General features: G+C 33.6%; 11 protein-coding genes. 4 read left to right on the top strand and 7 right to left on the bottom strand.

Annotated features, from left to right (window positions below; genetic code table 11):
- Positions 1-24 precede the first annotated feature (24 nt).
- Positions 25-2,154, top strand: coding sequence for a methylmalonyl-CoA mutase (gene scpA / locus GR162_RS09465; protein WP_160781957.1), 2,130 nt, complete (start codon positions 25-27; stop codon positions 2,152-2,154).
- Between the two features lie 96 nt (positions 2,155-2,250).
- Here scpA and GR162_RS09460 read toward each other — a convergent pair whose 3' ends face one another.
- The 4 genes from GR162_RS09460 to dapF form a co-directional block, all read right to left on the bottom strand.
- The gene (locus tag GR162_RS09460; protein ID WP_008467959.1) at positions 2,251-2,892 is read right to left on the bottom strand and encodes a hypothetical protein; all 642 of its coding nucleotides are present in this window, start codon (positions 2,890-2,892) and stop codon (positions 2,251-2,253) included.
- 481 nt (positions 2,893-3,373) lie between these two features.
- Complete coding sequence (mltG, locus tag GR162_RS09455; RefSeq protein WP_008467958.1) at positions 3,374-4,414, bottom strand: endolytic transglycosylase MltG; 1,041 nt, start codon at positions 4,412-4,414, stop codon at positions 3,374-3,376.
- Positions 4,415-4,424: 10 nt separating this feature from the next.
- The gene (locus tag GR162_RS09450) at positions 4,425-4,958 is read right to left on the bottom strand and encodes a GNAT family N-acetyltransferase (protein ID WP_160781956.1); all 534 of its coding nucleotides are present in this window, start codon (positions 4,956-4,958) and stop codon (positions 4,425-4,427) included.
- A 68-nt stretch (positions 4,959-5,026) separates the two neighbouring features.
- Positions 5,027-5,809, bottom strand: a complete 783-nt coding sequence (gene dapF / locus GR162_RS09445) for a diaminopimelate epimerase (protein WP_160781955.1) — start codon at positions 5,807-5,809, stop codon at positions 5,027-5,029.
- A 161-nt stretch (positions 5,810-5,970) separates the two neighbouring features.
- Here dapF and GR162_RS09440 point away from each other — a divergent pair, with 161 nt between their 5' ends.
- Together GR162_RS09440 and GR162_RS09435 are read left to right on the top strand one after the other, a co-directional pair.
- A complete protein-coding gene (locus tag GR162_RS09440) occupies positions 5,971-7,371 on the top strand; it encodes a trypsin-like peptidase domain-containing protein (protein WP_160781954.1) in 1,401 nt (466 codons plus the stop codon).
- A 193-nt stretch (positions 7,372-7,564) separates the two neighbouring features.
- Positions 7,565-9,013 carry a glyceraldehyde-3-phosphate dehydrogenase gene (locus tag GR162_RS09435; RefSeq protein ID WP_066033749.1) on the top strand — a complete coding sequence of 483 codons (1,449 nt, stop codon included), beginning with the start codon at positions 7,565-7,567 and terminating at the stop codon, positions 9,011-9,013.
- A 58-nt stretch (positions 9,014-9,071) separates the two neighbouring features.
- Here GR162_RS09435 and GR162_RS09430 read toward each other — a convergent pair whose 3' ends face one another.
- Positions 9,072-9,530 carry an Lrp/AsnC family transcriptional regulator gene (locus GR162_RS09430; protein WP_008467950.1) on the bottom strand — a complete coding sequence of 153 codons (459 nt, stop codon included), beginning with the start codon at positions 9,528-9,530 and terminating at the stop codon, positions 9,072-9,074.
- A gap of 201 nt (positions 9,531-9,731) precedes the next feature.
- Between GR162_RS09430 and ald the strand changes: the two genes are divergently transcribed.
- Positions 9,732-10,850, top strand: coding sequence for an alanine dehydrogenase (gene ald / locus GR162_RS09425; protein ID WP_160781953.1), 1,119 nt, complete (start codon positions 9,732-9,734; stop codon positions 10,848-10,850).
- A 122-nt stretch (positions 10,851-10,972) separates the two neighbouring features.
- Here the strand turns inward: ald and pafA are convergent, their stop codons facing one another.
- Entirely contained in the window at positions 10,973-12,592 is a 1,620-nt protein-coding gene (pafA, locus tag GR162_RS09420) for an alkaline phosphatase PafA (protein ID WP_160781952.1), read from the bottom strand.
- A gap of 82 nt (positions 12,593-12,674) precedes the next feature.
- Positions 12,675-12,961, bottom strand: a 287-nt coding sequence (locus tag GR162_RS22260; RefSeq protein ID WP_237421343.1) for a hypothetical protein, incomplete at its 5' end; no start/stop codon positions are given.

Here is a 12,961-nt window from a genome sequence, read left to right as displayed (position 1 = left end):
TTAAAATTCAAAAAAAGTGTCTCAATGATAAGAAAAGACCTTAAACATATAACTCTTCAAAGTCAAAAGCCGAAAGCTGAAAGTCAAGAAAACTTGGCAGATAACTTTACGACGGCCGAAGGAATTGAAATCAAAAAAAGCTATTCTGAGAAAGATATCGAAGAATTAGAATTTCTTGATTTCGGAGCCGGTTTTGCACCAAATTTACGCGGACCATATGCCACGATGTATGTGAGACGTCCGTGGACTATTCGTCAATATGCTGGATTTTCGACAGCAGAAGAAAGCAATGCTTTTTACCGAAAAAATTTAGCAGCAGGACAGAAAGGACTTTCTATTGCTTTTGACTTACCAACACATCGCGGATACGATTCAGATCACGAAAGAGTAGTTGGCGATGTGGGAAAAGCTGGTGTCGCAATAGATTCTGTTGAAGACATGAAAGTGCTTTTCGATCAGATTCCGCTAGATGAAATGTCAGTTTCCATGACTATGAATGGAGCTGTTTTACCTATTATGGCTTTTTATATAGTTGCTGCTGAAGAACAAGGTGTTAGTCCAGAAAAATTATCGGGAACAATCCAAAATGATATTTTAAAGGAGTTTATGGTTAGAAATACTTATATCTACCCCCCAACTCCTTCGATGAAAATCATTGCTGATATTTTTGAATTTACGAGCAAAAAAATGCCAAAATTCAATTCTATTTCCATTTCTGGTTATCATATGCAGGAAGCTGGAGCAACAGCTGATATTGAACTAGCATATACTTTGGCAGATGGTTTAGAATACATCAGAACCGGATTATCAACAGGAATGACGATTGATGAATTTGCTCCAAGATTATCTTTCTTTTGGGCAATCGGAATGAATCATTTTATGGAAATTGCCAAGATGAGAGCTGGGCGTATGATTTGGGCAAAATTATTACAGCAATTCAATCCAAAAAGTGATAAATCTTTGGCATTAAGAACGCATTGCCAAACCAGCGGATGGAGCTTGACAGAGCAAGATCCGTTTAACAATGTTGCTAGAACTTGTATAGAAGCGGCAGCAGCGGCTTTTGGCGGAACACAATCGCTTCATACCAATGCTTTAGACGAAGCAATCGCGCTTCCAACAGATTTCTCTGCCAGAATTGCTAGAAATACTCAAATATTTCTTCAAGAAGAAACTAAAATCACTAAAACAGTCGATCCTTGGGCTGGAAGTTACTATGTTGAAAGTTTAACCAATGACATCGTAGAAAAGACTTGGAAATTAATTGAAGAAGTAGAAGAACTCGGCGGAATGACAAAAGCAATTGAAGCCGGAATTCCGAAACTTAGAATTGAAGAAGCTGCGGCAAGAAAACAAGCAAGAATTGACAGCGGGCAAGATATTATTGTCGGTGTGAATAAATATCGTTTAGAGAAGGAAGATCCGTTGGATATTTTGGATGTAGACAATCAATTGGTTCGCAAACAACAGGTTGAACGTCTTGAAGAAATAAAACGAACGCGAGATTCTGAAAAAGTAAATAAGTCACTAGAAAAATTAATCCATTGTGCGCAGACAGGACAAGGGAACTTATTAGAAAATGCAATTGAAGCCGCTAGGAACAGAGCAACATTAGGCGAAATCAGTAATGCATTGGAAACTGTTTTTGGCCGTTTTAAAGCGCAAATTAAATCTTTTAGCGGAGTGTATAGTGCAGCAATAAAAAATGACGAGAATTTTGAAAAAGCAAAACAACTAGCAGATGTTTTTGCCAAACAAGAAGGAAGACGTCCTAGAATTATGATTGCTAAAATGGGACAAGACGGTCACGACCGTGGTGCAAAAGTAGTCGCAACAGGTTATGCCGATGTTGGTTTTGATGTTGATATAGGCCCATTATTTCAAACTCCGGCAGAAGCAGCAAAACAAGCTGTGGAGAATGATGTTCATATTTTAGGTGTTTCATCACTTGCTGCTGGTCACAAAACATTGGTGCCTCAAGTGATAGAAGAATTAAAAAAACATGGACGAGAAGACATTATGGTAATTGTGGGTGGTGTAATTCCGTCTCAAGACTATCAATTCTTGTTTGATGCGGGTGCATCGGCAGTTTTTGGGCCTGGAACTAAAATTAGTGAAGCGGCAATAAAAATCTTAGAAGCTTTGATAGATTGAGTTTTGCAGTCTCAGTCTCAGTACTCAGTATTACCGATATGGAAAATAAATAGAAAAAGAGGTTGTTTCACCTATTGCGAAACAACCTCTTTTAATTTAGTCGTTTACTGTTGCGTTACTATCAGCTTCTATAAAAGAAAGATCGTAACCTGCAAAATCTCTCATGTAGCTTTTCAAAGAAGTTCCAAAAGCATCTCTAAAATGCCTGCTTCCTTTGTTTTTGAAAAAGTTCTTTACAGAACCTGCCCCGCCTAAATGCGCTGCAGCTAAAATTCCAGATTCGGTAATTTCAATACCGCTGACGATTTTGCCTTCGTACTTTTCGATTTCGTTACGTAAAATCCATTTGTTTTTGGCTAGTAAAGCCATAAAAGCTTTTTCTTGTAGAGCAGGATCTTTTAAAAAGGCTTTAGTATCATTAATTCCGATTGCTCTCAAAGCTTTAGAACCAAATTGATATTTGCCCATATAACCAAGAGTGTTTACTAATCTGTACTGCCCTTGTGATTCTTTAAAAGCAACTGCTTCTTTAAATCCTATTAGACGATTTCCTGTGAATGGGACATTTGCGATTTTCGGATAATCATCTTTTTCTTTAGATGGAAAAATATATTCTGATCCATCTGTTTTTTCAATTAAAAACCAAGGTTTGGTTTCGTGGTTAGAGGGAATAAATCCCAAACTTAAAAATGTAATAATAACGACTAAACTCGCATAAAAATACCATTTCTTTATCATAAATTGTTTTTCTTCAAGACGCTGTCACCCTCTTGAAATTTCTACGGTGCAAAGATAAGTTATTTTTAAAATATACTCAAAATCAACAATTTAGCATTTTACACGTAAAATCGTAAAGTGCTTTCATCCCAGTTATAGTAATGGATTCCGAGAGATTTTAGTTCTCTTTTTTTAACTTTAAAAACCAAAAATTAAGATCAAAAAAAATCGCATTTTATATAAATTTTAAGCAAATTTCATCAAAAAGAATGAATTTTCTTATAATAAAAATTTGATTTTCTATCCAAATCTTGAAAACCTCTTTTTGAATTTTATAAAATTCTACATTAAAAAATGTTTATTTTTTTATTACTCCATTATAAAAAACACTCAAAATAATAAATTCATAAATTTTCGATTTCAATCCAATTTTTGCATTCGAAAAAACAAAAAAAACCGAAGTAAATGTTACTTCGGTTTCTAATCTTATAAAGAATCAAATTTATCTTGTCACACCTTGACTTGCTATCCAGTCAGAATATTTTTTTGCATTTACATTGTGTTCTGCCAATGTCGCCGCAAATTCATGGTATCCGAAACGATCAACACTAGCGCAGAAATAAATATAATCGTTCTTCTCTGGATTTAAAACAGCTTCTAATGCTGTAATATCAGGCATTGCGATTGGTCCAGGAGGAAGTCCCTTGTTCACATAAGTATTATATGGGGATCTCATTACCAAATCATTATAAAACACTCTTTTAATAACTTGATCAAAATTGTTGTCTCTTAATTTTAAAGCATAAATAACGGTTGGATCAGCCTGCAAAGGCATTTCTAAACGTAAACGATTCAAATAAACTCCTGCAATACGTGGCCTTTCGTCTTTTTTAACCGATTCTTTATGCACAATTGACGCTAAAATTGTAGCTTGAACTGGAGTTAATCCCTGTTTCTTTGCCTTCTCGATTCTTTCAGGTGTCCAGAAATTATGATATTCTTTTATCATTTTATCACGGAACTTTTCAGCTGAAGTATTCCAATAAACTTCATAAGTATTTGGAATAAACATTGCAAAAACATTTTCTTCATTAAATCCGTTTGCTGCTAAAAATGTAGAATCTTTTATCGCTTTTAGAAGTGACAAACTATCTGCTTCAATTTCTGCTCCGATTCTTCCGGCAAAATTCTCTAATCTTTCTTGATTATTGAAAACCAACTTAACAGGAATATTAGAACGCATTGCTCTTACTAAGTCGATATTATTCATATCTTTTTTCAGTAAAAAACGTCCAGATTTTACATTTTGCGGATAATCTCTTTTTTCGGCAACCAATTCAAAGTTGTCAAAATTCTTTATGTAAGGTGCTAATATCTTTTTTACATCAGCATAATTGGCATCTGTCGGCACATAGACATACACTTCCTTTTCTTCAAATTTAGTATTAGAACTAAATATTTTACTGATTAATATAAAACCATAAATCAATAAAACTGAAATGATGGCTACGGCACTTATCGTGATTATTTTTTTTAGACTCAAAGCTTAAAATTTAGATTTGTTTATTAATTAACTGATAAATTGCTTCATCGTGATAGCGGTTATGATACAAGATCCAGTCTTTTTTGATTCCGATTTTCTTAAAACCAAATTTAGTAAAAAGTGCAAGACTTGCTACATTTTGTACGCCAATATTTGCATACAATTGATGAAGATTTAAATTATAAAAAGAATATTTTATTAAAAGCCCTAAAGCCTCAGAACCAACATTTTTCCTTTGATTTTCTTCTTTCTGAATAACAATACCAATCCCTGCCCTATTATTTCTAGGATCAAAATCAAATAAATCAATCAATCCGATAGCAGGAAAATCTTCATCTTGGCAGATAGCCAAACGAAGCTGTTTTGCTTCATAAATATCCTGATGTGCATTTTCTAAATATTGTTTAATCAAAAAACGGCTATAAGGAGTTTGCGTATTACTAACTTCCCAAATATTTTCGTCATTTTCTATAGAGTAAATGAACTCTAAATCTTGAGGCTCAAGTGGACGCAAATAAATCGAATCGCCTTTTAATGTAATCATCTTGATATTTTAGATTGTAGATTTTAGATTGATTGGAATTTGGAATTTAAAACTTGAGATTTATAAAATTAAATCTCAATTGTTCCTTTGAATACGAATTTTGCAGGTCCTGTTAAGAATACGTTTGTGTAACCGCCATTATTCTTATCGAAAGAAACTACCAATTTTCCTCCTTCAACATTTAAATTTATTGAAGTTTTATCGGTTTCTCCAATCGCATTCATGGCAATGGCAACAGCAGTGGCGCCAGTTCCGCAAGCAAGGGTCTCGTCTTCTACACCACGTTCGTAAGTTCTTAAAGAAAAAGTATCGTTATCTACTTTTTTAACAAAATTGACATTGCTTCCTTTTTCTCCGTACAATTCACCATAACGAATTGCGGCTCCGTTTTCTTTTACATTATAATGTTCTAGATCATCTACAATCTGAACATGGTGCGGAGAGCCTGTATTTAGGAAAGTATAAGAATCTTTTTTCTGAATTTCGTTTACATCAATCATTTGTAAAGAAACAATAGAGTCTGCATTTACAGAAGCATGATGTAATCCGTCGGTTGCGATAAAAGTGGTTTTGTCATCGATAACGCCCAATTGATTGGCAAAAGCAACAAGGCAACGTCCGCCGTTTCCACACATCGAACTTTGATTTCCATCTGAGTTATAATACACCATTCTGAAGTCAGTTTCAGAATCATTTTCGAGTAAAATTAATCCGTCTGCTCCAATTCCGAAACGTCTGTCGCACAGTCTTTCAATAAGTTTTACATCATCTTTTGGAAAGAAATTTGTACGGTTATCAATCATTACAAAATCGTTCCCAGTTCCTTGGTATTTATAAAATTCTATTTGCATTTTTTTGTCATTAGAAATACAAAAGTACGAACTATTAATTAATGAAATGTTAATCATTGTTAAAGAGCGTTAAACCGTTTTTACAAATAATTTTTTGAAGTAATTTTACGTTAAATAAAACATGAAACTTAAATTCTAATAACTTAATTACAAATTCTAATATGAAAAGATTTTCAGCCTTATTTTTAGTGTCATTGTTAAGTGGTGCTATTACTCTTGGTGCTTACAAGTTATTATTTGAAAGCAACAATTCTTTTTTTGGAAAAGGAAATTCTGTTGTAACTCTTGCCCCTAATTCTTATGGAAAAAATGTTGGTTTAGGTGCTGAAATACTAGATTTTACCGAAGCCGCAGACAAAACAATTCATACTGTTGTTCACGTAAAAAATGTTTCTAGAAGAACTATTAGCAACCCAATGCTTGAATTTTTCTACGGATATGGCGGACAGCAACAGCAAGAACAAGTAGGAACTGGTTCTGGTGTTATTATTTCTGAAGACGGATACATTGTTACGAATAATCACGTAATTAAAGATGCCACAGAAATTGAAATTACTTTAAATAATAAAAAATCATACAAAGCGAAGTTAATCGGTACGGATTCAAAAATGGATATTGCCCTTTTGAAAATCAATGCTGATGAAAAACTTCCTTATACTGCTTTTGCAAATTCTGATAACGTAAAAGTCGGAGAATGGGTATTGGCAGTTGGAAATCCTTATAACTTGACTTCTACTGTAACTGCTGGAATTGTTTCGGCTAAAGCTAGAAATTTAGACCAAAGCGGAATCCAATCTTTCATTCAGACTGATGCTGCAGTAAACCCAGGTAATAGCGGTGGAGCGTTAGTAAATGCAAGAGGTGAATTAATTGGAATTAATACCATGATTTCTTCAATGACAGGTTCTTATGTTGGATATTCTTTTGCTGTTCCTTCTAATATAGCTCGTAAAATTATTGAGGATATTATGGAATATGGAAATGTTCAAAGAGGTATTCTTGGTGTTGAAGGTGGCGAATTGAATGCAACAGCTTCTAAAGAATTGGGAGTAACAGAAACGCAAGGATTCTACATTAATAGAGTTTCTAAAAATTCTGGCGCAGAAAAAGCTGGTCTAACTAAAGGTGATATCATTGTAAAATTGGATGATCAAAATATTGCAACTTATGCAGATTTATCTGGCTACATCAATACAAAACGTCCAAATGATGTTGTAAAAGTAACTTACATTAAAGACGGAAAAACTAAAACTGTCCCTGTTACTTTAAGCAAAAATGAGTTTTACAGCGCTGAATTTAAAGGAATTGAATTAGAAAATATTGATGCTGCTGACAAGAAAAAATTCAGAATCGATTATGGCGTTAAAATTAAAAACATCAGCAATGAGAATTTAATGCAATATCAAAATGAATTAGTAGGAAATATTATTCTAAGCATTGATAATGTAAAAGCAACAAACGTTGAAACGGTTTCAAAACTTTTAAGTAAAAAAGACGAAGGACAAAGCGTTCGAATTGAAATGATCAACAGAAACGGAGAGATTTTCAGAATTATTATATAAGTCGCAGTTTTCAGTCCCAGTTATCAGTTATTAAAAACTGGGACAGTGATTGAAAACTAAAAAATAGCCATCTTAATAAAATAAGGTGGCTTTTTTATTTTCAAAAATAAATGCTAAAATAGTTTACGAAATCGATTGAAATAGATACTTTTGCGCAAAATTTTAAAATAGTGAGCATTTTATTTTTTCAATTATGAGTAACAAATCATTGTACCAAAAAGAGGTATCCTTACAAGTCGACCGAAGAAAAGCGGGTGTCGAATTAATCAAAGTCATAAGCGATTTATGGTATGACAAATCAATCGAGATGGTTTTATTCAAAAATCAGTTATTGGATAAAAACGTTAGCGATATTATCAATCTTCATCAATATGCTGGTGAATTCGTAGGTAAGCCAATCAGTATTTTTGATTCGGTTGAAATCGCAAAAGTGGTATTATCTCTAGATCTTCCGCCAGCAAAAATAGATTTGGGAAAACTAACTTACGAATATCGCTTAGAAGATGAGAAATATCCTGATGCAAGATATTTTGTTATTGAAAAATTGAAAAAAGCAAAATCTTCAAAAGAAATTAAGCCTAAGGATATTGTTTTGTATGGCTTTGGAAGAATTGGACGTCTATTGGCGAGAGAGCTAATGTCTAAAACTGGAAAAGGAGATCAATTGCGATTAAGAGCAATTGTAACACGTGATAAAAATGACGCTACAAGCCTAGAGAAACGAGCTTCTCTATTGCGATATGACTCAATTCACGGAGATTTTCAAGGATCTGTAATAGCCGATTCTAAAAATAATGCCTTAATTATAAACGGAACAACTGTTCATATCATTACAGCAAATTCCCCAGAAGAAATCGATTATACTGTCTATGGAATCAATGATGCTTTAGTAATTGATAACACTGGAGCGTTTACTACCGAAGAAGCATTAAAAAGACATTTAACATCAAACGGAGCTAGTAAAGTTTTACTGACTGCTCCTGGAAAGGGTGTACCGAATATTGTACATGGTGTAAATCATAATGAATTTAACCCTGATGAAGTAAATATTTTTTCAGCTGCATCATGTACAACAAATGCCATCACTCCAATTTTAAAAGTGATTGAAGAAACTCTTGGCGTTGTAAAAGGACATTTAGAAACCATTCATGCTTACACCAACGATCAAAATTTGGTAGATAATATGCATAGAAAATACCGTCGCGGTAGAGCAGCTGCTTTGAATATGGTGATTACCGAAACTGGCGCAGGAAGTGCTGTTGCAAAAGCTTTACCATCATTGGAAGGCAAATTAACCTCAAATGCGATTCGTGTTCCTGTCCCTAATGGATCTCTTGTTGTTTTAAATCTAGAAGTTAAAAAAGCAACATCAATTGCAGGAATTAATAAAATCATGAAAAAATATGCTCTTGAAGGAGAATTAGTAGAGCAGATAAAATATTCTTTAAACAACGAATTAGTTTCGTCCGACATTGTAGGAACTTCAGCTCCATCAATTTACGACAGCAATGCTACAATTGTTTCGAAAGATGGAAAAAATATAGTGCTATATATTTGGTACGATAATGAATATGGTTACAGCCATCAAGTTATTCGTTTAGCAAAATATATTGCCAAAGTAAGACGTTATACTTATTATTAATTCAACCAAACTAACTTTTTTGCTAAAAACCATCGGGATTTTCTGATGGTTTTTTTTATTAAATCGGAAGAACAGTCGTACTTTTCACTTCTGAAATAACAAAAACAGTATTGATCAAAGAGACTTCGGGCAAAACCGATAATTTTTTCTGGTGAAAATGATGATAACTTTCCATGTCTGGAATTATAATTTTCAGCATATAATCGAAGTTTCCTGAAACATAATTACACTCTACTACTTCAGGCAAATTCAAAATCGATTGGTTAAATCCTTCCGATGTATCGTAAGTCTGTTTTGTAAGCGTAACTTGGCAGTAAACGGTCAAATTATTTCCGAGTTTTTTCTTGTCTAGAAGCGTCACATATTTTTCTATAATGCCATCTTTTTCAAGACGTTTCACCCGATCATGAACTGGTGTTAAAGACAAGTTTATTTTGTTTGCGATGTCTTTTAAAGTATAGTGCGCGTCTTCCTGCAAAAGACGTAGGATTTTTTTGTCAATTTCATCTAAAGCCATAACGAAAACGTTTTATTAAAATTAGATAGATTTAGTCTTTTTTTCTTTTTGAAGAATAAATTCAGACCAAAAACAGAATATTTTTCTGTAAAAGTAAAAAATAAAATAATGTTTTCTTATTTATTAAGCATTAAACCATAATTTATTCTCTATCTGTAGATTTGTAAAACAATTTCAATAAAAACAAAAAAATATAACAAAATGATAATAGGTGTTCCTAAAGAAATAAAAAATAACGAAAACAGAGTTGCTTTAACTCCTGCAGGCGTTTCTGAAATGAAAAAACACGGACATACAGTTTATGTTCAATCTACTGCTGGTTTAGGAAGTGGTTTCACCGATGAAGAATATGCACAAGCTGGTGCAGTTATTTTACCAACAATTGAAGAAGTTTATGCTATTGCAGAAATGATCATCAAAGTAAAAGAACCAATTGCTTCTGAATACCCATTGATTAAAAAAGATCAATTATTATTCACTTACTTCCACTTCGCTTCGTCAGAAGAATTAACACATGCAATGTTAGAAAAAGGAGCTGTTTGTTTAGCTTACGAAACTGTAGAAAAGACAGACAGAAGTTTACCATTATTAGTTCCAATGTCTGAAGTTGCTGGTCGTATGGCTATCCAACAAGGAGCGAAATACCTTGAAAAACCATTAAAAGGAAGAGGAATCCTTTTAGGAGGAGTTCCAGGTGTACCACCTGCAAAAGTATTAGTTTTAGGTGGAGGAATTGTAGGAACTCAAGCTGCAAAAATGGCTGCTGGTTTAGGTGCTCAAGTTACTATTATGGACTTAAGCCTACCTCGTTTACGCCAATTGGATGATATCATGCCTGCAAACGTAAACACAGAGATGTCTAACCACTACAATATTACAAGAGCAATTAAAGATGCTGACTTAATCGTTGGTGCTGTTTTAATTCCAGGAGCAAAAGCACCTCACTTAATTACTCGTGATATGCTTAAATTAATGCGTCCGGGAACTGTTGTTGTTGACGTAGCGGTAGATCAAGGAGGATGTATAGAAACTTGTACTCCTACAACTCATGAAAACCCAACTTTCATTATTGATGATATCGTTCACTACTGTGTAGCTAATATGCCAGGAGCTGTTCCTTACACTTCTACTTTAGCTTTAACAAATGCAACTTTACCATATGCTGTACAATTAGCAAACAAAGGATGGGAAAAAGCTTGCGCAGAAAATGAAGAATTGAAAAAAGGATTAAACGTAGCTAATGGAAAAATCCTTTACAAAGGAGTTGCAGAAGCTTGGAATCTTCCTTTTAACGAAGAAATAGTATTAGCAAACGCATAGTGTTAATACTTAAATAAGTGCTTACTAAGTCACTATTACAAAAGGCTTTTCTTAATTGAAAAGCCTTTTTTATGGCATAAAAAAACCTGCCCTGAAGACAGTTTTTCTAAATAATAATCTATTTATTTTTTATTGTCAAGAACTTCAGTCATAACTTTTGCCTCGGTTCCATTAGGAAAAGTAACTTTAATTTTTTGAGCAATTGTTGGAGCAATTTCCGTAATCGCTTTTTTATCATACGATTCACCCTTTTTGATGTGCCAACCATAGAAAATAGCTGGAACATGCGTATCGTAGCTATAAATAGTTCCATGTGATGTTCCTGTTGGTGTATATTCTATCATTCCAGGTTTATCTACAATAACTAAATCACCATTTTGTGTAACATCATAACCTTTTGCAACAAAATTAAGAGCATAGTCATTTCCAGCATTAGCTAAAATTTCTTCCTCTGTATAAACTTTTTTAACTTGAGGTTGAGTGATTAAAAACTTTTTAAAAGCATCTTTAACTTTATCAAGGTCTAATTTCTTGTCCTTAATAACTTGCTTATTAAAGAAAACATTAAAGTTTGAGTAATTTTGAACTAAATCTACACCAAATGTCTTAGTAGAGAAATCCTGTAAGCTTTTCTTAACCTCTTTTGAAGGATAATTATCTACATTATATTTACGATCTTTAAGATAGATTACATTTTCTGCACCAGCATGGTCTGCTGTTAAGAAAAGTAAATAATTACCCTTACCAACTGTTTTATCAAGATAAGCTAAAAAATCGGCAATCGTTTGATCCAATCTCAAGTAAGTATCTTGAAGTTCCATAGATCTTGGGCCAAGTAAGTGTCCCACATAGTCTGTAGAAGAAAAACTAACTGTTAAGAAGTCAGTAACATTATCCTTCCCTAATTCTTCTTTCTCAATAGCTCTTTTTGCAAACTCAGCTAAAAGATCATTCCCAAAAGGAGTAGCTCTTATAACTCCAGCATCATTTTTCTCATACATTGATTTTAAATCATATGGAAAAACAGGAGCAGCATTTCCATATAATTTACCTTCGTATGGATTATTATCTGGAAGGCTCTCATTGTAAACCGAAGCAGGTTTATACAGATCCCATCCTTTATTAATATATTTTAAGTAGTTTTTTTCATTATTGAATTCGGTAACCCATTCTGGCAGTTTTTCACCGTAAAAAGTACTAGAAATAAAAGAACCTGTTTTACTATACCAAAATGCCCAATTAGCAAAATGTCCTGCTGGTAATATAGCACCTCTATCTTTTAAGCTTAGTCCAATAACTTTTCCAGTAAAATTAGTTGCCATTCTAACTTCGTCTGTAATCGTAGTACTTTGAAGATTTTTAGGAGACATAGCACCCTCTTCTACTGTACCGTCACCTACTGTTTTTACTCCAGCATCATCTGTACAATACATTTCTTTTCCAAGAGTTCTGCTAAACCATTCGTTACCCACAATTCCGTGTGTAGCTGGAGTTGTACCAGTGTAGATTGAAGCATGTCCAGGAGCAGTATAAGTTGGCATATAATTGTAATGCATATTCTGGAAAGTAAATCCATCATTCATTAATCTTTTAAAGCCATTAGGAGAAAAATCATCTGAAAAGCGATATAAATATTCCATTTTCATTTGATCGACAACTATACCCACAACTAACTTTGGACGTTGTTGCGCACTTAAGCCTGTAACAGCAAGAAGTGCTAACAATAAAATATTTTTCTTCATATTTAAAAAGTAATTTAAACACAAAAATACTCATTCAAATCCAAAAAGTCTAAAGTATCAATATCTAACCGTAGACAATTGACTATAATTTAACACTTATAGGTTCAAGACTGCAGATACTTACGGCGTTTCCCTTGGGGCCGTGCTGTCCGCTGTATCTTTTGCGGGAGAAGGGTACGGTAAAAAAGAAGTTTTGAGTGTCCCGCAAAAGGATGCCGCTTCCATCACTAACGCGGCTTTCTACCGGACTGAAGCTGTTATCCAATAATGGGACAGCTTTTTTAAAAATCATATAAAAACAGAAAACCCCGTTTCGTTTAGAAACAGGGTTTTTCAAAAGAAAGGCGACGACATACTCTCCCACAATAT

The sequence above is a fragment of the Flavobacterium sp. HBTb2-11-1 genome, from assembly GCF_009826975.1.
GTDB lineage: Bacteria > Bacteroidota > Bacteroidia > Flavobacteriales > Flavobacteriaceae > Flavobacterium.
Note: the sequence above shows the minus strand (reverse complement) of the source record. Positions and strands in the feature narration are given on the sequence as shown.

Coding starts and splice junctions, on each gene's coding strand:
- scpA (WP_160781957.1), top strand. CDS start 25: ATGATAAGAAAAGACCTTAAACATATAACTCTTCAAAGTCAAAAGCCG.
- GR162_RS09460 (WP_008467959.1), bottom strand. CDS start 2,892: ATGATAAAGAAATGGTATTTTTATGCGAGTTTAGTCGTTATTATTACA.
- GR162_RS09450 (WP_160781956.1), bottom strand. CDS start 4,958: ATGATTACATTAAAAGGCGATTCGATTTATTTGCGTCCACTTGAGCCT.
- dapF (WP_160781955.1), bottom strand. CDS start 5,809: ATGCAAATAGAATTTTATAAATACCAAGGAACTGGGAACGATTTTGTA.
- GR162_RS09440 (WP_160781954.1), top strand. CDS start 5,971: ATGAAAAGATTTTCAGCCTTATTTTTAGTGTCATTGTTAAGTGGTGCT.
- GR162_RS09435 (WP_066033749.1), top strand. CDS start 7,565: ATGAGTAACAAATCATTGTACCAAAAAGAGGTATCCTTACAAGTCGAC.
- GR162_RS09430 (WP_008467950.1), bottom strand. CDS start 9,530: ATGGCTTTAGATGAAATTGACAAAAAAATCCTACGTCTTTTGCAGGAA.
- ald (WP_160781953.1), top strand. CDS start 9,732: ATGATAATAGGTGTTCCTAAAGAAATAAAAAATAACGAAAACAGAGTT.
- pafA (WP_160781952.1), bottom strand. CDS start 12,592: ATGAAGAAAAATATTTTATTGTTAGCACTTCTTGCTGTTACAGGCTTA.